Annotated in this window: 15 protein-coding genes and 2 pseudogenes; 8 read left to right on the forward strand and 9 right to left on the reverse strand. The window is 69.4% G+C overall.

What is annotated here, in order from left to right:
- On the forward strand, positions 1–2,859 hold the full coding sequence (locus ACFW9O_RS18495) for an NHLP bacteriocin export ABC transporter permease/ATPase subunit (RefSeq protein ID WP_384610550.1): 2,859 nt from the start codon (positions 1–3) through the stop codon (positions 2,857–2,859).
- Between the two features lie 36 nt (positions 2,860–2,895).
- Here ACFW9O_RS18495 and tkt read toward each other — a convergent pair whose 3' ends face one another.
- The 3 genes from tkt to ACFW9O_RS18510 form a co-directional block, all read right to left on the reverse strand.
- Positions 2,896–5,085, reverse strand: a complete 2,190-nt coding sequence (gene tkt, locus ACFW9O_RS18500; protein ID WP_384610552.1) for a transketolase — start codon at positions 5,083–5,085, stop codon at positions 2,896–2,898.
- A 475-nt stretch (positions 5,086–5,560) separates the two neighbouring features.
- Complete coding sequence (locus ACFW9O_RS18505; protein WP_384610553.1) at positions 5,561–7,828, reverse strand: heavy metal translocating P-type ATPase; 2,268 nt, start codon at positions 7,826–7,828, stop codon at positions 5,561–5,563.
- 75 nt (positions 7,829–7,903) lie between these two features.
- Positions 7,904–8,026 (reverse strand): hypothetical protein, encoded by a 123-nt coding sequence (locus ACFW9O_RS18510; protein WP_384610555.1) that lies wholly within the window; start codon positions 8,024–8,026, stop codon positions 7,904–7,906.
- 333 nt (positions 8,027–8,359) lie between these two features.
- Here ACFW9O_RS18510 and ACFW9O_RS18515 point away from each other — a divergent pair, with 333 nt between their 5' ends.
- Positions 8,360–9,322: a hypothetical protein gene (locus tag ACFW9O_RS18515; protein ID WP_384610557.1), complete on the forward strand. Its 963-nt coding sequence runs from the start codon at positions 8,360–8,362 to the stop codon at positions 9,320–9,322.
- A gap of 152 nt (positions 9,323–9,474) precedes the next feature.
- Here ACFW9O_RS18515 and ACFW9O_RS18520 read toward each other — a convergent pair whose 3' ends face one another.
- A complete protein-coding gene (locus ACFW9O_RS18520) occupies positions 9,475–10,551 on the reverse strand; it encodes a GH25 family lysozyme (protein WP_384610559.1) in 1,077 nt (358 codons plus the stop codon).
- Positions 10,552–10,735: 184 nt separating this feature from the next.
- Here ACFW9O_RS18520 and ACFW9O_RS18525 point away from each other — a divergent pair, with 184 nt between their 5' ends.
- Both ACFW9O_RS18525 and ACFW9O_RS18530 read left to right on the forward strand, forming a co-directional pair.
- Positions 10,736–11,548 (forward strand): peptidoglycan DD-metalloendopeptidase family protein, encoded by an 813-nt coding sequence (locus ACFW9O_RS18525; protein ID WP_384610561.1) that lies wholly within the window; start codon positions 10,736–10,738, stop codon positions 11,546–11,548.
- A gap of 171 nt (positions 11,549–11,719) precedes the next feature.
- Positions 11,720–13,987 (forward strand): HelD family protein, encoded by a 2,268-nt coding sequence (locus ACFW9O_RS18530; RefSeq protein WP_384610828.1) that lies wholly within the window; start codon positions 11,720–11,722, stop codon positions 13,985–13,987.
- Positions 13,988–14,319: 332 nt separating this feature from the next.
- Here ACFW9O_RS18530 and ACFW9O_RS18535 read toward each other — a convergent pair whose 3' ends face one another.
- On the reverse strand, positions 14,320–17,715 hold the full coding sequence (locus ACFW9O_RS18535) for a CARDB domain-containing protein (RefSeq protein WP_384610563.1): 3,396 nt from the start codon (positions 17,713–17,715) through the stop codon (positions 14,320–14,322).
- Between the two features lie 591 nt (positions 17,716–18,306).
- Between ACFW9O_RS18535 and ACFW9O_RS18540 the strand changes: the two genes are divergently transcribed.
- The gene (locus tag ACFW9O_RS18540; protein WP_384610565.1) at positions 18,307–18,540 is read left to right on the forward strand and encodes a hypothetical protein; all 234 of its coding nucleotides are present in this window, start codon (positions 18,307–18,309) and stop codon (positions 18,538–18,540) included.
- Between the two features lie 18 nt (positions 18,541–18,558).
- On the opposite strand, the pseudogene ACFW9O_RS18545 reads toward ACFW9O_RS18540, so the two are convergent.
- A pseudogene (locus ACFW9O_RS18545) lies at positions 18,559–19,439 on the reverse strand (transposase); the annotation flags it as partial.
- A 289-nt stretch (positions 19,440–19,728) separates the two neighbouring features.
- Positions 19,729–20,745: a hypothetical protein gene (locus tag ACFW9O_RS18550; RefSeq protein WP_384610566.1), complete on the reverse strand. Its 1,017-nt coding sequence runs from the start codon at positions 20,743–20,745 to the stop codon at positions 19,729–19,731.
- Between the two features lie 557 nt (positions 20,746–21,302).
- Between ACFW9O_RS18550 and ACFW9O_RS18555 the strand changes: the two are divergent.
- Together ACFW9O_RS18555 and ACFW9O_RS18560 are read left to right on the forward strand one after the other, a co-directional pair.
- Positions 21,303–21,473 (forward strand): annotated as a pseudogene (locus tag ACFW9O_RS18555) (helix-turn-helix domain-containing protein); the annotation flags it as partial.
- A gap of 66 nt (positions 21,474–21,539) precedes the next feature.
- Positions 21,540–22,400 carry a hypothetical protein gene (locus ACFW9O_RS18560; protein WP_384610841.1) on the forward strand — a complete coding sequence of 287 codons (861 nt, stop codon included), beginning with the start codon at positions 21,540–21,542 and terminating at the stop codon, positions 22,398–22,400.
- Positions 22,401–22,533: 133 nt separating this feature from the next.
- On the opposite strand, the gene ACFW9O_RS18565 is transcribed toward ACFW9O_RS18560, so the two are convergent.
- Both ACFW9O_RS18565 and ACFW9O_RS18570 read right to left on the reverse strand, forming a co-directional pair.
- A complete protein-coding gene (locus ACFW9O_RS18565; protein WP_384610568.1) occupies positions 22,534–22,899 on the reverse strand; it encodes a hypothetical protein in 366 nt (121 codons plus the stop codon).
- Between the two features lie 181 nt (positions 22,900–23,080).
- Positions 23,081–23,473 carry an STAS domain-containing protein gene (locus ACFW9O_RS18570; protein WP_351175282.1) on the reverse strand — a complete coding sequence of 131 codons (393 nt, stop codon included), beginning with the start codon at positions 23,471–23,473 and terminating at the stop codon, positions 23,081–23,083.
- 313 nt (positions 23,474–23,786) lie between these two features.
- Between ACFW9O_RS18570 and ACFW9O_RS18575 the strand changes: the two genes are divergently transcribed.
- On the forward strand, positions 23,787–24,284 hold the full coding sequence (locus tag ACFW9O_RS18575; RefSeq protein ID WP_351175290.1) for a MarR family transcriptional regulator: 498 nt from the start codon (positions 23,787–23,789) through the stop codon (positions 24,282–24,284).
- The last annotated feature ends 32 nt before the right edge of the window (positions 24,285–24,316 follow it).

Genomic DNA, 24,316 nt, shown 5'->3' on the forward strand with positions numbered 1-24,316 from the left:
GTGACGTCCGTACACCACCCCGCGGGCGGGGAGGCCCTCGGGCAGGACCCGGTCATCGGAGCGCTGGGAGGGCTCGGCGCTCCCATCGACTGCACCGGGCTGCGCAGCCTCTCGCTCGAAGGTCCCCAGGTGCTGTGGCTCGTCGTGGGTGGTGCCCTCGACCTGTTCGCGGTCGACGCGCTGGAGCAGGGCCACTGGCACTTCCTCGGCCGGCTCGAGCCGGGAACACTGGTGCTGGGGCCCGTCGAGGGGCCTCAGCACACGCTGGTCGGCCGGCCTCTGCAGGAGTGCGTGCTGCGCCGGATCCCGCTGCGGGAGCTCTACCGGCCCGAGTACGCGGCCCAGGGCGTTTTCGAGGGGCAGTACCGCAGCCACTACGACACGGGCGATGCCGCTCTGAGTCTGCTGGAACACGCCTTCTCGCTCGGTGTCGGGCGCAGCCAGCGTGTCCTGTTCGAGGCCCCGCTGGACAGCCGGACCGCTCTCGAGGAGACGGTGGGCGACGACAACATCCTCTGGCTGCCGGTGTCGCCGGGCAGCGTGCAGTACGGTGCCGCTTTCAGCGCCGAAGCGGCCGGTGACCTGCTCGTCGACGGCGAGCTGTGGCAGGGGATGGTCAACCAGCAGTACCGGTTGCTGTCCGCGCTCGACCGCTGGATCGAGCAGCTGGAGCGCGCCCACGAGGACCGTACGGCGGCCGGCATGAAAGCGGGCGAAGCCGTCCGCAAGGAGGCCGACGAGGCGCTGCTGACCTCGATGGGCCGTTCCGGCAGGAGCTCTTCGCGCAGGACGGGCGCCACCGATGACGCGGTGTACGCGGCCTGTCGGCTGGTGGCGCGTGATTCGGGGATCATTCTGTCGGAGGCTCCGGCGAGCGGTGCGGTGAGCGACCGGATCGATCCGGTCGAGCGTGTCGCGGTCGCCTCCCGGATCAGGACGCGTCCCGTGCGGCTCGACGGGCGCTGGTGGCGGGAGAACTCCGGGCCTCTGGTGGGCCACCGGGCCGCTTCGGGGGCACCGGTCGCGCTGTTGTGGCGCCGCGGCAGGTACGAGGCGGTGAACCCGCTGACCGGTCGGCGCTCCCGCGTCGACAGCACCGCCGCACAGGACTTCGAGCAGCGTGCCGTCATGTTCTACCGGCCGTTGCCCGAGCGGCCTCTGGGCAAGTGGCAGCTGCTGCGCTTCAGCCTGTTCGGCACGCGGGCCGATCTGCGCAGACTGCTGCTGACCGGACTCGTGACGGTGGCGCTCGGTTCGCTGGTGCCGCTCGCGACGGGCCAGGTGCTCGGCGTGTACGTGCCGAATGCCGAGAGCGGCCTCATCGTCCAGGTCTCCCTGGCCGTGATCATCACCGGTGTCGTGTCGGCCGCCTTCATGCTCCTGCAGAACCTCACCATCCTGCGCATGGAGGGGCGCATCGAGAGCAGGCTCCAGCCTGCTGTGTGGGACCGCTTGCTGCGTCTGCCGACGAAGTTCTTCACCGAGCGTTCGACGGGCGAGCTGGCGAGCGCGGCGATGGGTGTCAGTGCGATCCGTCGCGTGCTGTCCGGGATCGGGCCCGTGGCGGTGCAGGCCGGCACTCTCGGTGCGATGAATCTCGGCCTGCTGTTCTGGTTCAGCGTCCCGCTGGCGCTGACCGCCATCGCGATGCTGGTCGTCATCGCGGGTGTGTTCCTCACCATGGGCATGTGGGAACTGCGGTGGCAGCGGCGGCTGGTGGAGCTCGGCAACAAGCTCAACAACCAGGCGTTCCAGACGCTGCGCGGGCTGCCGAAGCTGCGGGTCGCCTCGGCGGAGAGCTTCGCGTACGGGGCGTGGGCGGCGGAGTTCGCCCGCAGCCGTGAGCTGCAGAAGCGCGCGGGCCGGATCAAGAACCTGACGACGGTGCTCAACGCGGTCTATCTGCCGTTGTGTTCGCTGGTCATGTTCATCCTGCTGGCGGGCCCTGCCCGCGGCTCGTTGTCCGCCAGTGAGTTCCTGACCTTCAACACCTCGGTGACCATGCTGCTGACCGCGGTCACGCAGCTCACCGGGGCGTTCGTGTCCGCTGCCGCCGTGCTGCCGATGTTCGAGCAGATCAGGCCGGTGCTCGACGAGGCGCCCGAGGTACGGGGGGCCAGCACGCAGCCCGGCGAGCTGTCCGGGGAGATCGAGGCCCGGGGCCTGTCCTTCCGCTACACCGATGACGGTCCCGCCGTGCTCGACGACCTGTCCCTGACGGTGCGGCCCGGCGAGTTCGTCGCGATCGTGGGACCGAGCGGCTGCGGCAAGTCGACGCTTCTGCGGCTGCTCATCGGCTTCGACAAGCCGGCTTCCGGCAGCGTCCTGTACGACGGCCAGGATCTGGCGGCACTCGACCAGGCGGCCGTGCGCCGCCAGTGCGGGGTCGTCCTGCAGAACGCCCAGCCGCTGTCCGGCTCGATCCTGGACTGCATCTGCGGCGCCGAGGTCTTCACCCAGGAAGAGGCGTGGGAGGCCGCCGCGATGGCGGGTCTGGCCGAGGACATCAAGCGCATGCCGATGGGCCTGCACACCATGATCTCCGGTGGCGGCGCCATCTCCGGTGGTCAGCGTCAGCGGCTGATGATCGCCCAGGCGCTCGTCCGGCGGCCCCGCATCCTGTTCTTCGACGAGGCCACCAGCGCGCTCGACAACGAGACCCAGCGCACGGTGATCGAGAGCACCCGGTCCCTGAAAGCCACCCGTGTGGTGATCGCGCACCGGCTCTCCACGGTCCTGGACGCCGATCGTGTGATCGTCATGTCGGACGGCCGGATCGTTCAGCAGGGGCCGCCCGCCGAGCTGCTCGCGGACACGGGCGGGCGGCTCCACGAACTGGTGCGGCGCCAGATGCAGTAGGCGACCGGCGGGCGCCCCTTCCGACGCGCCCGCCGCTCAGTCGGACGGGCCGCGCCGGCCGCCGGGCCTCGGAGTGGCCGCGGCGTCGCGGATGCTCTCGTGTGCCGCCGCTGCGACCGCTTCGGCGGTGATCCCGAATTCCCGGTACAGCCGCGCGTAGTCGGCGGACGCGCCGTAGTGCTCGAGGCTCACGATCCGCCCGGCGTCGCCGACCACCTCGCGCCAGCCCTGGCCTACGGCGGCCTCGACGCTGACCCGGGCGCGCACGGTGGGCGGCAGGACCTCGTCCTGGTACTCCGGGGACTGCTCGGCGAACCATTCGCGGCAGGGCATCGAGACCACACGTACGGCCAGGCCCCCGCCCGTCAGGAGGGCACGCGCCTCAAGAGCGATGTGGACCTCGGATCCCGTCGCCACGAGGATGACGTCGGGAACCACCCCGGAGGCGTCGGCGAGGACATAGGCACCGCGCGCCGCCCCCTCGGCCGAGGCGTTCGCCAGGTTCCCGCGCTCGAGCACGGGGAGGTTCTGCCGGGTCAGGACGAGACCGGCGGGCCGGTCGGTGTGCTCCAGGACCGTCCGCCAGCAGACCACCGTCTCGTTCGCGTCGCCCGGGCGTACGACGTCGAGCCCGGGGATCGCCCGCAGTGCGGCGAGGTGTTCGACGGGCTGGTGCGTCGGACCGTCCTCGCCCAGACCGATCGAGTCGTGCGTCCACACATAGGTGACGGGCAGCTTCATCAACGCGGCCAGGCGGACGGCGGGGCGCATGTAGTCGCTGAACGTCAGGAACGTACCGCCGTAGGGGCGGGTCAGGCTCTGCAGGGCGATGCCGTTGAGCACGGCTCCCATGGCGTGTTCACGGATGCCGAAGTGCAGGGTCCGCCCGTAGGGACCGCCCTTGAACTCCGCGGTCTGCCGGTCCGCCGGAACGAAGGAGGGCTCGTCCTCCATCGTGGTGTTGTTGCTCCCGGCCAGGTCCGCGGAGCCGCCCCACAGTTCGGGCAGCACCGGGGCGAGGGCACCGAGCACCTTGCCGGACGCCTTGCGGGTGGCCATGCCCTTCGCGTCGGCGGGAAAGACGGGCAGGGCATCGGCCCAGCCGTCCGGGAGCCGCTGCTCCCGGAGGCGGTCCAGCAGCGCGGCCCGCTCCGGGTTCGCGGCGCGCCAGTCCTCGTACCCCGGCTGCCACTGCGCCCGCGCCGCCCGGCCCCGCTCCCCGACCGCGCGGGTGTGGACGAGGACCTCGTCCTCGATGGCGAAGGACACCTCGGGGTCGAAGCCCAGGAGCTTCTTCGTGCCGGCGACCTCCTCGTCGCCCAGGGCGGACCCGTGCGCCTTGCCGCTGTTCCTCTTCGTCGGGGCGGGCCATCCGATGATGGTGCGCAGCATGATCAACGACGGGCGGGTCCGGTCCTCCTTGGCCGCTTCGATCGCGGCGAGCAGCGCGTCGACGTCCTCGACGTAGTCGCCCGTGCGGGTCCAGTCCACCGTCTGTACGTGCCAGCCGTAGGCGGCGAAGCGGGCGGGGACGTCCTCGCTGAAGGAGATGTCGGTGTCGTCCTCGATGGAGATGTGGTTCGAGTCGTAGAACACCACCAGGCTGCCGAGCCGCTGGTGGCCGGCGAGCGACGCGGCCTCGGAGGCCACGCCCTCCATCATGTCGCCGTCGGAAGCCACCACGTACACCTGGTGGTCGAAGGGGCTGGTGCCGGGCCCGGCGTCCGGGTCGAGCAGCCCCCGCTCCCGGCGGGCCGCCATCGCCATGCCGACCGCCGCGCCCATGCCCTGGCCCAGCGGGCCGGTGGTGACTTCGACACCGCGGGTGTGCCCGTACTCCGGATGCCCGGGGGTCGCCGAATCCCAGGTCCGCAGCGCCTCCAGATCCTCCATCTCCAGGCCGTAGCCCGCGAGATAGAGCTGGATGTAGAGAGTGAGGCTGGTGTGACCGCAGGAGAGGACGAAGCGGTCCCTGCCCAGCCATTGGTCATCGGCCGGATCGTGCCGCATGACCTGCTGGAACAGCAGATAGGCGAGGGGCGCCAGGCTCATCGCCGTGCCCGGGTGGCCGTTGCCGGTCTTCTGTACGGCGTCGGCGGCCAGCACCCGGACGGTGTCCACCGCCCGTACGTCGACCGGCCCCCAGCCGGCCCGGTCCGCCACCGGCAGCGCGAGGCCGGGGTCTCGCGGTGGGGTGCTGCCGGAAGAGGATCGCTCGGGCGCCATGGTGATGTCTCCCTCGGGATGTCGCTTACCGGCCCGTACGGGCCCGGCCCTGCGGCTCGGCCCCTCTTGGCATCCTCGGGTCCCTGGGCGCCCTTCGCATCCCGGGGCGGGAGCGGTGGAGCGGATCGGACGGTGCTTCGGGAAAGCCGGCCGGGACGACGCGTACCCGTTCTCGCCCGAGGCACGCTCGGCCCCTGTCACTTCCGGCGTTCCCGGCGCGGTCCGCGCGGGGCCGTACCGATTCCCGGACGCCGGGTCCGGGTACACCGGTGTGGCACTGATCTGCGGCCCCAGGATCCCTCGCGCATGGGCGCGTACCGGGTCACCGGGCCTGACGGTGAGTCGACCGGAGGTTCCGGGGCGTCGGGCGCGCCACCACGTCCGACGGCAAGGGCATCGGCCTCACGAGCAAGCCCTTCGACGTCTACCAACGGCTTCCACGCCTGACCCACGGGCCACGTACGCCGTGTCCGGCTCAGTCCGCGGCGCGGAAGCCGCGCAGGCGCAGGCTGTTGCCGACGACGAACACGGAGGAGAAGGCCATGGCCGCTCCGGCGATCATCGGGTTGAGCAGGCCGGCCGCGGCGAGCGGCAGGGCGGCCACGTTGTAGGCGAAGGCCCAGAACAGGTTCGAGCGAATGGTGCCCAGCGTCCTGCGGGAGAGCCGGATCGCGTCGGCTGCGGCCCGCAGGTCCCCCCGTACAAGGGTCAGATCGCCGGCCTCGATGGCGGCGTCGGTGCCGGTACCCATCGCGATCCCGAGATCGGCCTGGGCGAGTGCGGCAGCGTCGTTGACCCCGTCACCGACCATCGCCACGCTGCGGCCCTCAGCCTGGAGCCTCTTGACGACGGCCACCTTGTCCTCGGGCATGACCTCGGCGATGACGTCGCCGATGCCGACCTCGGCTGCCACGGATTCGGCGACGGCCTTGTTGTCGCCGGTCAGCAGTACCGGGGTCAGGCCCAGTCCGCGCAGCCGCCGGATCGCCTCGGGACTGGTCTCCTTGACTACGTCGGCCACCTCCAGGACCGCACGCGCCTCGCCGTCCCAGGCGACGAGGACGGCGGTCCTCCCGACCTTCTCGGCGTCGTCCTTGGCGCTCCTGAGCTGCTCGGGCAGGTCGATGGCCCACTCGGTGAGCAGCTTCTCCCGGCCGGTGAGAACGGCGTGGCCCTCGACGACGCCCTGCACGCCGAGGCCGGGAACGTTGGCGAAGTCCTCGGGGGTGGGCAGGGCACCGGCCTTCGCGACTGCCCCGGTGGCGATCGCTCGGGCGATCGGGTGCTCGGAGGCGTGCTCCAGGGCGCCCGCCAGACGCAGGACCTCCTTCTCGTTCGTGTCCCCGACGGTGCGCACGCCGACCAGGGTCATCAGGCCGGTGGTGACGGTGCCGGTCTTGTCCAGGACGATGGTGTCCACCCTGCGGGTGGTCTCCAGTACCTCCGGGCCCTTGATGAGGATGCCGAGTTGCGCGCCACGGCCGGTACCGACCATGAGGGCGGTCGGGGTGGCCAGGCCGAGTGCGCAGGGGCAGGCGATGATCAGTACGGCGACGGCGGCGGTGAACGCGGCTGTGAGGCCGGTGCCGTTGCCGAGCCAGAAACCGAGCGTGGCGAGCGCGAGCCCGATGACGACCGGCACGAACACCGCCGAGATCCTGTCGGCGAGGCGCTGGGCGGCGGCCTTGCCGTTCTGCGCGTCCTCGACGAGCGCGGCCATGCGGGCGAGCTGGGTGTCGGCACCGATCCGGGTGGCCTCGACGACGAGCCGGCCCCCTGCGTTCAGCGTCGCCCCGGTGACGGTGTCGCCGACGGACACCTCTACGGGTACGGACTCGCCGGTGAGCATCGACGCGTCCACGGCGGAGGTCCCCTCGACGACGGTGCCGTCGGTGGCGATCTTCTCTCCGGGGCGGACCAGGAAGCGGTCGCCCACCCGCAGATCCGCTGTGGGAACGGTGACTTCGAGTCCGCCGCGCAGGAGGGTGACCTCCTTGGCGCCGAGCTCCAGGAGTGCCTTGAGGGCGGCACCCGCCTTGCGCTTGGAGCGGGCCTCGAAGTACCGGCCGGCCAGGATGAAGGCCGTGACGCCCGCCGCGGCCTCCAGATAGATGTTCCCGGAGCCGTCGCTGCGGGCGATCGTGAACTCGAAGGGGTGCGTCATGCCCGGTGTGCCGGCCGTTCCGAGGAAGAGCGCCCACAGTGACCACAGGAACGCGGCCCCGGTACCGACCGAGATCAGGGTGTCCATGGTGGCCGCTCCGTGCCGGGCGTTGGTGAGGGCGGCACGGTGGAAGGGCCAGGCCGCGTACGTGACGACGGGAGCGGCAAGGGTGAGCGAGAGCCACTGCCAGTACTCGATCTGCAGGGCGGGGATCATCGCCATCGCGATGACGGGTACGGCGAGGACGACTGCGGTGACCAGTCGCCCGCGCAGCAGCCTCAGCTCGTCGTCATCACGCCCGTCATCGCTCGGGCCGCTCGCGGCGTCCTCGTCGTTGCCGGTCCGGGGCGGGTTGGGTACCTGGGCGGAGTAGCCGGTCGCCTCGACGGTGGCGATCAGGTCCTCGACCGAGATGCCGTCGCCATAGGTGACCTTCGCCTTCTCGGTGGCGTAGTTGACGGTGGCCTCGACCCCGTCCATGCGGTTCAGCTTCTTCTCTATGCGGGCCGCGCACGAGGCGCAGGTCATCCCGCTGATGGCGAGCACGGCCCGGGCGGCACCCGGAGTCCTGGTGGTCATGTGGCTGCTCCTCGTTCGGCGGGGACCCGGGCCGGAAGTACGGGTCCGATGGAGGCCGGGTGCGGTTCGCTCCGCTCAGGCCCGGCGGGTCAGCTCGTGGTCGGCGTCGTCGACCGCCGCGGCGATCGCCGTGTCGTCCGGCTGTCCGCCGGCGGAGACGGTGACCAGGCCTTCGGCCACGTCGACGTCCGTGGACACGTCCTCGTCCAGCGCTCCGACCGACTCGTGACGGCGGTCCCGCCGTGCCCACAGGTCAGGCCGGACGCGCGGTGGACGGTGGCTGTGGTGCCTGCGGTGCCGGTCGTGGTGGTGCCACGAGCGACCGCGCGGCTGCCGTCGGAAGCGAACCAGGACATGGGCTCCCCCTTGAGACCTTGATACCCCCATGGGGTACCATTCGAGATCTCCATGTATACCCCCCTCCCGTATCCTGCGCAAGTCGCGCCGAAGCTCTTGCGCATACCCCGAGGGGGTATAGATTGATGAAAGTGGGCCCCACCCCGGAGCCCGCCCGGACGAGAAGGAGCAGCCATGAACACCGCCGGAAGGATCACGTCCTTCACCGCAGCACTCGCTGTGTCCTTCGGCGCCGCCTACGGCCTCGGCAACACCGTCGGCCCTCTGGGCGGCACCGAACCGGCCCCGCGGGCCGACCACATGAACAGCACGGCATCGGAGGGGGGTGGCGACGGCAGCGACCCTGCGCCATCACCGCCCGGAGGGCTCCAGATCTCCGAAGGCGGCTACACACTCGACCTCTTCACCCCGCGCCTGAAGGCGGCACAGGAGGGCGAACTGCGCTTCGCCGTACGCGACCGGTCCGGCCGGCCGGTCACCGCGTACCAGCGCGAGCACGACAAGGAACTCCACCTCATCCTCGCCTCGCGCGACCTCGCCACCTATCGGCACCTGCACCCCACCCGGGCAGCCGACGGCACCTGGAGTACTCCCGTCACCCTCCCTGCCGCCGGTGACTACCGGGTCTTCGCGGACTTCACCCCCGGCGCGAAGAACGCCCCCGACCTCACTCTCGGCGCCGACCTCGCCGTGTCCGGCGCCTACAAGCCCGCCGAGCTCCCCAAGCCGTCCCGCACCGCCACGGTCGACGGCTACACCGTGACCCTGAACGGGACGCTTCGGCCCGGAGCCGCGGAAGACCTCAGGCTCGACGTCAGCAGGGGCGGCCGCCCCGTCACCGACCTACAGCCCTACCTCGCCGCCTACGGACACCTCGTCGCCCTGCGCGCCGGCGACCTCGCCTACCTGCACGTCCACCCGAACGGGGAGCCCGGCGACGGCAGCACCGAGCCGGGTCCGGAGGTCTCGTTCACCGCGACGGCTCCCAGCTCCGGGACCTACCGCCTCTTCCTGGACTTCAAGCACAACGGCACGGTCCGCACCGCGGCCTTCACCGTCCGGGCCGGAGCGGCGCCGGTCACCCCCCAGCCCGCCGAGCCCACGACGGAGCACGAGGACGGCGGCCACACGCACTGAACCAGGGTTTCACCGGTGATCCCGCAGGCGCACGCGGCAGGTCGGGATCAGCGGCCGTGGTGTACGCGGCGCCGACCTTCCCGGCATCCGGCGTCGTGCTGACGCCCGCGCGCCTCCGGGTGCCCCTCCTGCCCGATGCCGACCGGGTTGGTTCAGTCCCAGCGGTCCTGGTTGATGAAGTGGCTGAAGCCCCGCCAGGAGTTGGGTCCCATCACTCCGTCGATGGGTCCGGTGTAGCCGTTGGCGGCGGCCAGTCGTTGGACCGCGGCCCAGGAGTTGGGTCCCATCACGCCGTCGATGGGTCCTGTGTAGCCCCAGTTACGCATGTTCCTCTGGAGCGCGGCGTACGTATTGGCGCCGGGGACTCCGTCGATCGGGCCGGTGTAACCGGACTCGATCCGCAGCCAGTTCTGCGTCCGCTTCCACATGACCGGACCCGGAACGCCGTCCTGCTCGGTCGACGACTTCGGCAGCCCGCCCCCTCCGGGCGGCGGGTCGGTGGGCTCCGTGAGGTCGAAGGCCCAGGAGCGGGCGAGGTTGAGGTCGACGGGAGAGACTCCGCCCGCGGATCCGACGGACGTGTACTGGTGGGCGGCCCAGTCGGGGTAGCGGCCTCCGAGGTCGGGTGCGCCGGGATAGGTGCCGTTGTTGGGCCCCCAGGAGGCCGCCCACAGGTGAGCGCCGGCGGCGACGGTGCGGCTCCATGTGCCGGCCCGCAGCGCACCGGCGCTGATGTAGAACCAGGGCACGTAGGCGCCGACCCCTTCCCGTACGCGGTTGAACCAGGTGGCCACGTCCGTGTCGTTCCACAGCCGGGTGGAGTCGTCGAGCACCTCGACATCCAGTGCGAGCACGTCACCGACGCGGTAGTCGTGGAGGTGGTCCACGAAGTAGTCGGCAGCGGCGGTGGGGGTGAGAAAGTCCCCCGACAGCCAGTAGTGCCCGACGCGCAGACCCGCGGCGCGGGCTCCGTCCACATGGCCGGCATAGGACGACGTGACGTAGGGGCCCTCGGCGAGCTGGCACCCTCCGGCCTTGGCGATGACGAAACTCCGGCCTTCCCCGGCGGCGCGGGCGTAGTCGATGCCGAGCTGGTAGTTCGAGACGTCCACGCCCTGCGCATCGGCGGCGGCACGGCCGGCACCGGCCGCGGAACGGGCGGCCGTGACGATGCCCACCGGGGCCAGGGCCGTGGCGACAGTGCCCCGGATCAAGGTTCTCCTGCGCATGCTTCCTCCGGTGATGACGGGGCCCACAGCAGCAAACATGACATGTTCTTATCAATATCTATGCGCGTAGGCTACCGTGGTTCCGCGTTCCTCCGCCAGCTCAAGTCACCTAAATAACAAGGGAGTTGCTGTGTGTGAGAACCATCGGCCCGACGACGGCCGACAGGATCGACCACGGCTCGAGATGAGCCGCCGCACCCTGCTGCGCGGCTCGGTCACCACGCTCGGCCTGGCTGCCGGCGGCGTTCTGTTCTCGGGAACCGCCGCCCAAGCCCTGGACATCTACAACCCGTTCAGCGGCTACCAGATGACGGGCACCTGGCAGGATCACCTCAACAGTGGCTCCCTGGGCGGGCTCGACTACGGGATGGGCGTCGGTACCGCGCTGCCCGCCGCCGGCGCCGGTGTCGTCACCAACATCCCCGACAACGGTACGGGTGGACACACGGTGACCATCACCCACAGCGACGGGTACCGGACGCAGTACATGCACCTGTCGCAGTTCCTGCTGGCCAACGGCACCTCGGTCGGCAAAGGCACCGTCGTCGGACGGTCCGGGGGTGCCGTCGGCGCCCCCGGATCCGGAAGCTCCACCGGACCGCACGTCCACTGGCATCTGATCACCCCGGGCGGCACCCGGGTCAACCCGCTCAACTACCTGGGCGGGGGCGGCGGACTGCCGAAGTCGTCGACGGAGCAGGACGGCGTTCCGGGTCCGGTCATGTGGAAGCGGACACAGAACTGGTTGCGGATCGAGTCCGGTTACACCGGGCCGATCGACGGTGTTCCCGGCGCCAATACGTACGCCGCGCTCCAGAGGAACATGCGTAACTGGGGCTACACGGGACCCATCGACGGCGTGATGGGGCCCAACTCCTGGGCCGCGGTCCAACGACTGGCCGCCGCCAACGGCTACACCGGACCCATCGACGGAGTCATGGGACCCAACTCCTGGCGGGGCTTCAGCCACTTCATCAACCAGGACCGCTGGGACTGACCCACCCCGGTCGGCGCACAAGAAAATCCCCGGTCCGCAATTGCGGACCGGGGATTTTCTCACGTATATTGAATTCTTCTGTGTGCCCACAGAAAAGGCCCCACACAGGGGGCCTACAAGAAATACAGTATCCGGCAGGGAGCTATTTTGTCAAATCGGGAAAGCGTCGAATTGGAGAAGGAGCAGGAATACGTCGACCGGCTCCATCGCCGTGTCGACGTGCTGCGCGGAGCCGCCTCGGACGCCGTCGAGGAGGCGCTGACGCCGGTCGGGACCGGGCTGCAGGCGCGCCTCGAACGCGATGTCCGCGTCGCGGAACGCTCGGGTCTGGTGGCTGCCCTCGACGCGGTGGACGGTTCGCTGTGTTTCGGGCGCATCGATCTCGCGAACGGCGACACGCACCATATCGGCCGGATCGGGATCCGCAAGGACGACACCGAACACACACCCCTGCTGATCGACTGGCGTGCGCCGGTCGCCCGCCCCTTCTATCTCGCCACCGGTCACACACCGATGGGGCTGCGCCGGCGTCGGCACCTCACTACCGAGGGCCGCGTCGTCACCGAGCTGCACGACGAGATCCTCGACCTCGGGGACCGGGAGCGCACCGGCTTCGAGGACCCGAGCGGCGATGCCGTGCTGCTCGCCGCCGTGGGCTCCGCCCGCACCGGCCGCATGGGCGACATCGTGCGGACCATCCAGGCGGAACAGGACCGCATCATCCGCGCCCCGCACCGCGGTGTACTCGTCGTCGAGGGCGGCCCGGGCACGGGCAAGACGGCGGTCGCGCTGCACCGAGCGGCCTTCCTCCTGTACGAGCACCGCGAGCTGCTCGCCAAGCGCGCCGTCCTGATCGTGGGCCCCAACCCCGCCTTCCTGCGCTACATCGGCGAGGTGCTGCCCGCGCTCGGCGAGACGGGTGTCCTGCTCTCCACGCAGGCCGAGCTCTTCCCGGGCGTCCACGCACGCGGTACCGACACTCCGCGCGCCGCCGCCGTCAAGGGCGGCGAGCCGATGGCCGAGGCGCTCGCCCTGGCCGTACGCGCCCGGCAGCAGCTGCCCGAGCCCGGCGCCCCACTGATCATCCGGAACGACGACGGAGACCTCGTCCTCGACTGGGAGATCGCCTACGAGGCCCGGCAGGCGGCCCGCGACACCCTCCTCCCGCACAACCTCGCCCGCCCGCACTTCGCCTTCCGGATCATCGACGCCCTCACGGCACAGCTCGGCGAGCGCCTCGGTGCGGACCCGTACGGCGGCCCCAACTTCCTCGGCCCCGACGACCTCGCCCAGTTGGGCAAGGGCGTCGCCGTCAGCGAGGAGGTGCACGCCGCCATCGACGTGCTGTGGCCCGAGCTCACCCCGGAGGAGTTCCTGACGGACTATCTGGCCGAGCCCGTGTACGTACCGGAGGAGGACGCCGACGCCATCCGGCGAGCACCGGGCCACGGGGAGTGGACCCCCGCCGACGTCCCGCTGCTCGACGAGGCCGCCGAACTGCTCGGGGCGGACGACAGCGCCGAGCGGGCCGCCGCCGAGGCAGGACGCCAGGAGCGGATCGCGTACGCGCAGGCCGTCCTGGAGATGTCGCGGGGCTCGGAGACGTACGAGTTCGAGGACGAGGAGGAGTCCGAGATCCTCGCCGCCCACGACATCATCGACGCCGAACGCATGGCGGAGCGGCAGGAGGAGGCCGACCACCGCAGCGCGGCCGAACGCGCCGCCGCCGACCGGACCTGGGCGTTCGGGCACATCATCGTCGACGAGGCGCAGGAGCTGTCGCCGATGGCGTGGCGGCTGCTGATGCGCCGCTCGCCGACCCGCTCACTGACCCTTGTCGGCGACCCGGCGCAGACCTCCGAGGAGGCCGGGGTCGGCTCCTGGGACAAGATCCTCCAGCCGTACGTCGGTGACCGCTTCGAGCACGTCAGGCTGGGCGTGAACTACCGTACGCCTGCCGAGATCATGGAACTCGCCGCCCGTGTCGTGCGGGCCGCGGACCCGTCCTTCGAGCCGCCCGGCTCCGTGCGGTCCACCGGTGAGGCGCCCTGGACGCGCGACTCCGGCGAGGATCTGGCGGGCGCGGTGGCGCTCGCGGTCGCTGAGCTGACGCCCGAGGAGGGACGGCTCGCGGTGATCGCGCCTGCCGCACTGCACGAGGAGGTCGCTGCCCGTCTGGACGGTGTCACGGCCGGTGAGGAGCCCGATCTCACCCGCACGGTGGTGCTGCTCGACCCGCGCCAGGCCAAGGGCCTCGAATTCGACCATGTACTGGTGGTGGAGCCCGCCAGGTACGGGACGAGCGACCTGTACGTGGCACTGACCCGCGCCACCCAGCGCCTGGGCATCGTCCACCGCGAAGAGCTGCCGGCTTCGCTGACGACGCCGCCGTCGGGCAGTGCGCCGACGGCCGCGGGTACGGACGGGTCCCCACGGTGACCTGCCCCGCTTCATGAGCAGGGAGTCCGAGTCGACGCCGCTCACCGCGCTCCCGCGACGAGCCGGCTCCTCGGTCCTGGGGCTGACGGGCGAACCCGGCATCGGTTTGTCCCGGACCTTGTCCGAGGCCGCGGACGGCCGCGCGGCGGTCGCGCTGACGCGCCGCCCTCGCGGCCGTACCGCCCTCCCTGTTCGGGGACTGGCGCGGGCCGACCGGCGAGGGGGCTCACGGAGAGTACGGCCACCCACCGGAGGGTGAGTCGCCGCTCCCCCGGCCGGAGCGCTCGGACAGCGCACCGACCGGGGGCCGGGTCATGGCCCGAGGACCGGATCTACCTCCGGGTGGACGCCCGCCCGGCGCTGCCGTTGATGACGAACTGCGATCCGGGTTCGACCACGACGTCGCCGTCGGCCGAGCCGGTGATGGTCACATCGGTCAGGGTCGCACTGCCCCGCGCACCTCCATGGGCGAGGATTCCGGACCCGTTGACGGAATTGTCGATGCGGACGTTCGAGATCTGCGCTCCGGGCACGGACCCGCCGCCCGACTTGAACTGGATGCCGTCGTAGGTCGAGTCATGGATGTCGGTGTCCCGGATCGTGACGCCGGGGATGTCCTGACCGGCCGCGAACAGGGTGATGGCACCGAACTCCTGGGCCTCTCCCCAGAACGCCCCACCCGTGCGGTGGAGCGCGTTGTTGGCGATGAGTGTCTGCCCGGAGAAGGGCAGCGGATCGTGGTCCGTCGCCAGCATGATGCCGGGGTAGTTCATGGTGTCGGAGATGATGTTGTTCTCGATCGTGTTGCCGTAACCGCCGTAGACCGCGATTCCGTTGGCCCTCCAGGGCAACTGGATGGTGTTGTTGCGGAAGTGGTTGTCGTGGCCGATGTCCACCGACGGATTCTTCACGTACTTGCTCGACCACACGGCCAGTGCGTCGTCGCCGGTGTTCCTGAACGAGGAGTTGAACACGGTCGAATTGCGCGTGCCGTTCGCGAAGTTGATGCCGTCCGCGTACGTGTTGCGAATCCGCATGCCGGTGAACTCGACGCCGTCGCCCGGTCCCCAGAGGTCCGGGATGTTGTCGTAGTCACGGCCGACCCACACGCCCACGTTCGCGTGCTCCAGCCACACATTGGTGATCTTGGTGTCGTCGCCGAAGCGTCCGTTCAGACCCACTCCGCCCTCGGCGTTGCCGTCTCCGCCCCGGATGGTGCCGGAACCGAAGATCGCCAGGTCCGAGATCTTGGTGTTGTCGTCGATGTCGAAGCCGAAGTTCCCCTCGTGCGGGTGGTTGATGCCGCCCGCGTTCTGAGGCTGGGTGAGGGTGTACAGCTGGGAGTGCCACATGCCCGCGCCACGGATCGTGACGTCCTTGATGCCGACCTGGTTGAACTGGCCCCGGTTCAGCGGGTCGTCGGTCAGTATCTTCTGCTCCTGACGCCACTGGCCCTGCGGGATCCACACACAGCCGATGTCACCGTTCTGGTCGGCCGTCACCGCCCGCTGGATGGCGTCCGTGTCGTCGATTCCGTCGTTCGGGACGGCACCGTAGGTGGTGATCGACGTGCATCCGGCCGGCTGGGCGGCGGGCGGCGCCACCTGCTCCAGATCGACGAGGTCGATGATGTAGAAGGAGGCCGAGTCGCCCGCGTCGCGCTGGAGACGGAACTTCGTACCGGCGGGGTAGGTCTGGCCGAGCAGGGCGTTGGACTCGTCGAACAGCCTGCGGGCGTCGGCCTGCGGCTGGTTGGTCAGTCCTTCCGGACTGTCCGTGTCACCGTAGAGCCAGCTGTGCTTGGAGGAGAGTGTCAGCTTGCGGGCGAAGGTGTCGTTGACGTACAGGCTGATCGTGGCTTGCGTCCCGCCGCCACCGGGGGCGTCGGGGATCGAGTTGCGGACCACGAGGGAGTTGGACGGCACGGTCGAGGTCACCTCGACGTACTGGCCGGTGGAGTTGAGCCGCACGGATTCACGGCCCGAGGACTCGGTGGCGAAGTTGGTGTGCCCGAAGGTGCGCTCCTGGTCGGCCTTCAGCAACGTGCCCTCGTAGTCGGCCTGTTCGGCCTCGTACTCGGTGTACGGGACCGCAGCCCCGCGGCCGACCACGATGGCGCGCGAGAAGACGTTGTTGTTCTCGTTGGTCTCGGTGAGGACTCCGGTCGCGTCCGCGGTGGCGGTGAGGTTGGCCCCACCGCTCTTCGCGGTCCAGCTCCCGCTGATGGGAACGGTGACCGTGCCTCCGGCGGGAACGGCCCCGGTCGTGCCGTTCAGGGTGGTGGTCTCCGCCAGGAGACGGGTGACCGTCGAGGAACTCACGGCCGTGGTACCGCGGTTGTGTACGGAGACCGTGAAGGTGACGGCTGCGCCCACGGCGGGATTCGACGGGCTGGAGGTGATGCCGAGCACCTCGAGGTCGGGGCCGGGGCTCTGGGAGACCACGAGCTTCGACGCGGCGGTGCGACTGTTGTTGCTGTTGTCCTGCTCGACGATCGTGTCGGTCGGGTCGACCGCCGCCGAGACGCTGTAGGTGCCCATCGGGCGCTTGCCGACGGCGACCGGCACGGTGGCCGACGCTCCGGCGGCGAGACCGCCCACGGGCGCGCTTCCGGCGACCAGGCCTTCGAGGCTGACGTCGACCGTCGTCGCCGCGGCCGCCGCCGTACCCGTGTTGCGCACGGTGGCGTTCACGGTGACGTCGTCCTTCTCGGACGGGGTGGCGGGCGACCACGTCAGCTCGGAGACGGTCAGGTCGGGGTTGGGCGCGGCGGTCCCGACGACCTGGATCTCTGCTACCTGCGCACCGGGCGCACCGGTGTTGGAGAAGAACTTGAGCTGTACGTCCGCGTACCGGCCGCTGACCGGGACGGTCACCGTGTTCTGGTTGCCGGAGGGGTTGAAGGTGTAGTCGGCGCGGTCCTTCAACGAGGTGAATCCTGCAGCGTTCTGGGCGCGGCCGAGCACCTGGACGCTCTGCGTACGGGTCGCCCATGCCTGGTCCGGGGAGAGCTTGACGACGACGGCCTCGATGTCGGCGTCGGCGCCGAGCTTCACCGTCAGCGTCGAGGGGTGTCCGTTCGACTCCCAGTACGTGGAGAGTTTGTCGTCATTGGCGTTCGCCGCCACATAGGTCTGCGTGACCGACGAAGCCTCGATCGGCTTGTTCAGCGCCAGGTTGGAGCCGTCCGAGGGCTGCGGGCCGGGATCCTCCCCGCCGTCCCCGGAGACCTCCACCTGGGAGAGCTGCGCGGCGTTCCAGCCGGTGTTGGCGGTCACCTGCACCCGGATGTACCGCGCCTGCTTCTCGGGGAAGCCGATGGTGACGGTGTTGCCCGCCGAAGGGCTGAACACCCGGGCGGCCGACGCGGACAGGGTACTGAAGCTGCTCCCGTCCGTGCTGCCCTGGACGGCGAGCGTCTGGGTCCGCGCCTCCCACGTCGTGGGCAGTTTCAGCACCACCTCGTCGACGTCGAACCGGTTGCCGAGGTCGATCTGGACCCACTGCGGGAAGGTGCCCGGGCTCTCCCAGTACGTCTGCTGGCTGCCGTCGGTGACGTTCGACGCCGCGTAGCCGCCGTGCGACCCGCTGGTCGTCGCCTGCTTACCGAGAGCCAGGTCGGGGCTCAGGACGGCCGCCGATGCGGCGACGGGCAGGAGCCCGACGGTCATCAGCGCGGCTGCGACCGCTCCGACGGCGAACCGCCGTCCGAGTTGCTTCCATCTCATGCTGTCCTCAGTTCCGTGGGCTGCGGGACCGGGAGGGCACAGCGGCGCGTCACCGACCGCACGGCGCGTTCTGCGTCACGCGGTCGGCGACGGCCGGGTGCGGGCTGCCGGTACACCGATGGGGGGACGATCGGGGACGCCGACGGGGAGGAAGGCAGGCCACCCGCCGGAAACTCGCGTGCATTGCAAAGGATTTTGAGTGATCCGGTCAATATTTTGCGGTTCCGAGGTGACAGGTTTCTAGCAGGTCACACTTTTGTCAACGGTTCTCACACCGGCACCACCCTCACGCCCACCAACTGCGCAGCTCAGCGCCACCAACCGGATCGCAAAGGAGCAGGAGTGATGAGCGAAGCCGCCTACGGCGCACCGCGGCCCTCGCCGTTCGGTAGCGGCGCAACCGCTAATCGCCGGTCAGTACAGTCCGGTCGCCAGCTACGTGGAGCAGGTCCCGCAGCCTCCACGCCGTCGGCATCGGGGCCGCGGGCAGCGCGATGTGTACGGTCCGGTGCGGGGCCCCTATGTGTTTGGTCAAGGTCGAAGGCCAGTAGGTTCGTGTGGTCGAGGGCGGGCGGAGTCGTAGGGGTGCGCATGAGTGATAGCCAAGTCACGATCAAGCTCACGAGTGACGAGGCCCTGGTGCTGTCGCACTGGCTGGAGAAGCTCCAGATGACGGACCTCAGCCGGGTTGTCGACGATCCGGCGGTCTGGGCACCGATCCATAGGATCGCTGGAACCCTCGACAAGTCGCTTCCTGAGCTGTTCGCATCCGACTATGACGAGCGCCTTGAAGCGGCTCGTCAGAGGCTTCGGCCGGAGGACTGATCGAGCGGTGTGAACTCCTCACCTTCCTGCGGCTGGTTGGGGTTCGTAGAAGGTGCCGTTGCGGAGCATCGCGAAGAGGGCGTCGGCTCGTCGTCTCACGAGGCAGAGAAGGGCTTGGGTGTGGTGCTTGCCCTGAGCGATCTTCTTGTCTTAATAGGTGCGGGAGGCCGGGTCGCCAAGGGCAGCGAACGCGGAGAGGAAGAAGGCCCGTTTGAGCTGCTCGTTTCCACGGCAGGATGGTTGTTCGCCGCGGATCGAGGAGCCCGAGCTGCGGGTTGCCGGAGCAAGGCCGGTGTAGGCGGCGGAGGGGAACGAACTGCTGTCGCCGACATCGATGAGGATGCGGGCTCCGGTCCTGACGCCGATGCCCGGCATGGACGTCAGGACCGTGGAAAGAGGGTGGTTGGCCAGCTGTTCCTCGATCCCGGTGGCGAGGAGTTTGCGCTGGTCGAGGACGGCGGTCAGCGACACGGCCAGGCTGGGGACGATCAGTGCGGCCGCGTCGGTGCCCGGGACGACGACGGTCTGTTCGTCAAACGCGGTGAAGATGTCCTCGACCAGTCGCTCGGCCATCCGCGACGCCTTCGGCCGTATCAGCGTGATCGGCCGGCGGCGTCCGGCCTTGCGGATCTGGGCCGGGGATCCGAACTGTTCCGGGAGCATCAGGACGGCCGCATGCTGGATTCTTGGGCCGAGGACTCACTCCAGGTGTGGGTGAATCTGTGTCAGCAGGCCGCGGAGCCGGTCGGAGACCCTCGTCGCCTCGCCGGCCAGGTCGTCGTCGAAGCCGACGATCATCTCCAGTTCTGCGAGGTCTCGTCTTCGAGGTCGACCAAGCGGAGCGTGTGGGGCATGACGCGGGAGGCGTCGGCGATGGTGAACGCGTCGCGGGCGTTGCTGATCCGCATCAGCACTGTCACCGTTGCCGCCCGAGGTCGCCGAACTGGCTGCCCGTCACGAACTCGGCGAACTCAGGGCCGCCTTCGCCCCCTAACAGCTCGGCGGCATCCTGGGGAGACCCATTTGGCCCGAGAAACCAGGAGACCGGACGGCCCACCGGACCCGTCGTGCGCCCGGCCGTGAGGCGGGACACACGACGCTCTCCTCGGAGCCGTCCGGCGCGCCACAGACGTGTGTCGGCTCCCCCCGAGATCCGAGGCGCACAAAAGGATCAGCCGAGAGGTCGCTCTACCGCCCGGTCAGAAGGGGCGGCACCGGAGCGAATCGCACTTCGCCGGACTCTCCGACCACGCTCTTCCTCCAGAACGCGGTGCATGCTTCTCGCGCGACGTCAATGATCCCGCCGTACTGGGACGCGAAATCGGCCAGAGCGGTAAAAGCCCGATTCGCATCTCCGAGCTCACCGAAGTGTGCCGTGTAGAGAAAGTTGCCCGACTGCGAGATCTGCTCGTAGTAGCCCAGCTCGCGAAGACGCTCGCCCAGCTTGAGTTCGATCGGGTTGCGGGAGCACTTGTGCTGGGCGATTCGCTGTTCCAGCGGCTCGGACGAATACGGACCGACGCGCCCCGCGATCTTGATGTGGACGTCAGCAGCCCGACCGCACTCAAGTGGTACGCCGCTCAGTTCAGCCTCCCGAGCGGTGGTCGGCACCACCAACTCCCGGTAGGTGAGGTCTCGATAGGGCACGTGGTCCAGCGCGTCAGGCCACATGGCCCGCACCGGCAGGCTCCTCGAGTATTCGCTGCGATACACCTCGGATTCGACAAATCCGAGCACCTCGGGGTGATTGTCGACGAGCTTGCGCGCTTGTTCTGTCTTCTCTCGAAGTACAGCCACCAGGTGACCTTTGCCTGTGTGGGCCCGGTCCACCACGAATTGCTGGGTGAAGTTGTGGTGGTAGCCAGTCGGCTGGACGCCAGCGAAGTTGTGCGGCTCGAACCCGAGAGCGACGAGCCCTGATACGAGTTCCGAGTCCACTGCGTTCAGCCCGACGTGCGATTCGAACGTCGTGTACTGCGCAGGGTCGGACGTACGCTGCCCGACGATCTGACGGGTCACATCAGTGAGCCTCCCACGCCTCTCGGGTGTGGTGAGCGCTTCCTGGGCAATCCGCCGACACAGTTCGTCGGTGAATTGCGCGAATGGCTGGCGCTCACTGCACAACGGAAGCTTCTCCGCAGGGTAAGTGAACGCTTTCATCGCGGCGACGACGGAGGAAGATACTCCCGACCCGTCGATGCCCACCTTTCCCCATGATTCCCGAGCGTTTGAACGAATCATTCCGTCACTCCTTTTGTCGACCCGGCATTTGAAGACTGGCAGAGGGCCGGCTCAACCTCCAGATCGCTCCCGCACCTGAAGACGTTTGAAGACGCTCACCTATTCATGAGCTCCTCACTGTGCCCCGACACTGTGAGTCATGGCGAAGACGAAGATTGTGAAGTGGCTCAGGCAACTGGGCTGGTGCAGGACGACTGCCGCGATCGGCTGCGCAACAGGATTGACACTGTCGTGGTGGGGCGCCCGGGCCGAAGGGTATTCCGGGCTGCCGGGCAACGTTCTCGGCCAGATACTCGGCGATCTGCTCGTGGCCGGTGTCGCCCTGGGCAGGGGGCGTTCGCGGCGTGAACCGGACCACCAGCACGGGAGCCGGCGTCGCGGGCGGGCAACCTCCCACTCCCGGCTCCACCATGCAGACAGGCGGGACACTCCACGACGAGGGGAGCACCCGCGGCTACGATGCAGGACACGGTGCGACCAGTCAGGGCGGCACATCGGCGCCTTCACACAAAGGTGGCGGCATGGACTCCTTCGGTCAGCTGGTGCGACAACTGCGGGGGCAAGCAGGCCTGTCCTTGGCAGCCCTCGCGTCCCGCTCGGACGTCTCCAAATCGCATATCGGCAACCTCGAATCAGGCACTCGGCAACCGACCCCGGCCGTCGCGCGGGCTCTGGACAACGCTCTGGGAGCCGGAGGCTTCCTGGTGGCTCTGGCGGCAGGAACTGATCCGGTGAGACGCCGCACAATGCTCACGGGAATGGGACTCGTACTGGGGACGGAGACAGCACGGTCGGGGGCGAACTCGCTTACCGAGCACATACGTCAGACCCTGATGGCTTCCCTGGGAGCCACCGTCGACGACTGGTACGAGATCTCCGAGACCCACGGCCGCGATTACATGACAGTAAGCGCCCCCGCGCTCCAGGGCCGGCTGATCGGGGACTTGGCGGCACTCAAGGCCGCTCTCCCAGAGAACCCCCAGTTGTGGTCCGTCGCGTGTCGCCTCTCGGCACTGGAAGCCATGGCGTTGACGTCAATGGGAGACAAGACAGCGGGCGATCGATGGTGGCGCACAGCACGGCTCGCCGGATCGCGGTCCGGAGACGTAGAAGTGAACTCCTGGCTCCTGGGCCGCGAAGCCTTCCGGGCAGCCCACGAGGGAGCCGATCCCTTGGCTGTACTTCGGATGGCGGAGGATGTCGAAGCGGTCGAGGCACACGCAGCCCGAGGGTGGGCGTTTGCCCGCCTGGGGGACCGCAGCGCCGCGACGGAAGCCGTTGCATCCGCCCATCGGGCTCTTGATCGCTTGCCAATCACCTCCCAGCCGACGATGTACCAGATGCCGACGTGGCGTCTGGGTCTGGCCGAGAGCCGGGTCTTCGCCTTACTGGGCGACACACGGTCGATGTGGTCGGCGCTCTCCGATGTGCCGCCGGACATGGCCGAGTGGGTCGCGCAGCGCGAGATCTGTATAGCGCTGGCTGAGTCGGTGGGAGGCGACCGGCCTTCCGGGCTGGCGCGGGCCGACGCCGCTCTCTCCATGCTGCCCGAGGTAAGGCAGGTCTCCGTCGTCCGCAACCTGGCCCGAGAGGTTGCCCTCGTCGAGCGACCTGAGTGAACGCCCCACCCGAGGAGGATCCGACATCGACACGTGTCGCCGCTCACTCGGAAGCGCGGCACGAACCGATGATCACCCAACGCGACGTCATTCACCGGAGGCTTTCCTTCGACTCGGCGACGGTAGCGCATCGTCACGTCCTACCCTCCGGCTCCCAGGCGCGGAGTAGGTCGATCAGGCCTGCATCCCCGTCGATCCGCAGGGAGTCCGCCGGGATGCGGTCGTACATGAACAGGACCAGCTCACCGGTCGTGCCGCGTGCGGAGACGCCAGCCGCTTCCGGGCCCTCGTCGGCAGCGGTGGCGGGCGGCGTTACGGAGGTGGCGATATGGCGTGGAGCGTGCGCCGTCGCCTCGACCGTGAGGCACCAGGAGTGGCCCTCGGTGGTGTGGAAGTCGAAGGCGGGGGGCTTGTGCGGCCAGGCGCTCGGAGTCGCGCCGCAGGTGGACAGGAATTCGGCGACACGACTGCGACGTTCCCCACCATGTCCAGCAACCACGGTCCGGGCCGCCCTCCCGCAGGGCGTTCACCAGCTCCTGCGCCGATGTGGCCAGCCAGGCCGGCAGCGCCTCTCGCTTCTTGGGTACGGCGGCCGAGCCCGCTGCGACAGTGGCGGCCCAGGAGCGGGGACCCTCGCCCAGGTACTCGAAGGCACGGCCCAGGGGCGGATCCGGGTCGGGCTAGAAGGGCTCCTGCCGTTCCGGCGTACCCCCGGGCATGGTGATGTGCGTCAGCGCCTCGGCCGTGGTGGGGAGTGCGGGTATCAGGTCGCCGACACCCGTGACGCCCAGCAGCCTCGTGAGGTGGGGCGGTGCGGCGGCCAACGACAGGGACCCGTGCCGGTCCTTCGCGTACCGGAGGACGGCGATCATCGCATTGAGGCCGGAGGAATCGCAGAACTTCAGGGGCGCCAGGTCCAGGACCAGATGCGGCCTGCCCTGCCTGATCAGCTCCATGGCCCGGGTCCGCAGGGCCGGCGCACTGTCCACATCGATCTCTCCGGCAACCGTGAGGACGGCGGTCGAGTCCGCCGGATACCTGACAGTGAGGATGAGGGTCTGGCTGTGCGTCATGGGTGTCAGTACTCCAGGCCGGGAGCGGGTCGCCGTCACGGCGGGAGCGGCGTGGCCCGCTGGAAGATCACGGGTCAGATATCGACTGCCGAACCGTACCCCATGACAACTGTTGTCGTACGGAAACCCATCGAGCCTCCGTCACGACCCCGGGAACCTGTGGCTGACGGGGGTAGGATATTCGGGGCCGTGCATGTGTGTCCCGGACCCCAGTCCTGGCTTTCCGTACGCGCGCAGCGGATGCCCGGCTCGATTGCTCGGTCCGGTGGCCAGACGGACGAGTGAGGCGATGCCGGATCGGAGTGTCATCAATATGGGCCTGAGCCCCGAACCCGACCATCGGTCGCGGGATGTGGCCCGTGAGGGTTCCGAGTTCGTCGAACTCCTCGAAGTCCTCTGGGAGCACGGACGCGAAGCCGTACCGACAGGCCCGGTCTCCCCTTCCCAGCTCCGCGTGCTGTACACGCTGGACCGGGAGGAGGGCATCAATCTGCGGATGCTCGCCGATGCCCTGGGATCGGCCTCCCCCTCGGTGAGCAGGCTGTGCGACCGCTTGCAGGCCACGGGGTTCGTGGAGCGTGCCCCCAGCCCGGTGAGCCGCCGGGAGCTGGAGCTCCGGCTGACCAGCCTCGGCAAGGCGTATCTCGTCGACCTGCGCATGCGCAGGGAGGAGGTGCTGATGTCCACGATCGACGCGATGCCGGCCAAGGCACGGCGTTCGCTCCTCGAAGGGCTCAGGGCCTTCCGCAGCGCGGCTGCGTCCTCGGGGCAGGACAGCGACGGGGCGAGACCCTTGCGGTCGACCGGGTAGAAGCCGGCCGGCCGCACGGCCGCCTGATCGGC

The organism is Streptomyces sp. NPDC059499 (assembly GCF_042749285.1).
In the GTDB taxonomy this organism is placed as follows: domain Bacteria; phylum Actinomycetota; class Actinomycetes; order Streptomycetales; family Streptomycetaceae; genus Streptomyces.

Bases quoted from the DNA above. Each gene is read 5' to 3' on its own strand.
- tkt (WP_384610552.1), bottom strand. From the start codon at position 5,085: ATGGCGCCCGAGCGATCCTCTTCCGGCAGCACCCCACCGCGAGACCCC.
- ACFW9O_RS18505 (WP_384610553.1), bottom strand. From the start codon at position 7,828: ATGACCACCAGGACTCCGGGTGCCGCCCGGGCCGTGCTCGCCATCAGC.
- ACFW9O_RS18515 (WP_384610557.1), top strand. From the start codon at position 8,360: ATGAACACCGCCGGAAGGATCACGTCCTTCACCGCAGCACTCGCTGTG.
- ACFW9O_RS18520 (WP_384610559.1), bottom strand. From the start codon at position 10,551: ATGCGCAGGAGAACCTTGATCCGGGGCACTGTCGCCACGGCCCTGGCC.
- ACFW9O_RS18525 (WP_384610561.1), top strand. From the start codon at position 10,736: ATGAGCCGCCGCACCCTGCTGCGCGGCTCGGTCACCACGCTCGGCCTG.
- ACFW9O_RS18535 (WP_384610563.1), bottom strand. From the start codon at position 17,715: ATGAGATGGAAGCAACTCGGACGGCGGTTCGCCGTCGGAGCGGTCGCA.
- ACFW9O_RS18540 (WP_384610565.1), top strand. From the start codon at position 18,307: ATGAGTGATAGCCAAGTCACGATCAAGCTCACGAGTGACGAGGCCCTG.
- ACFW9O_RS18560 (WP_384610841.1), top strand. From the start codon at position 21,540: ATGGGACTCGTACTGGGGACGGAGACAGCACGGTCGGGGGCGAACTCG.
- ACFW9O_RS18570 (WP_351175282.1), bottom strand. From the start codon at position 23,473: ATGACGCACAGCCAGACCCTCATCCTCACTGTCAGGTATCCGGCGGAC.
- ACFW9O_RS18575 (WP_351175290.1), top strand. From the start codon at position 23,787: ATGGGCCTGAGCCCCGAACCCGACCATCGGTCGCGGGATGTGGCCCGT.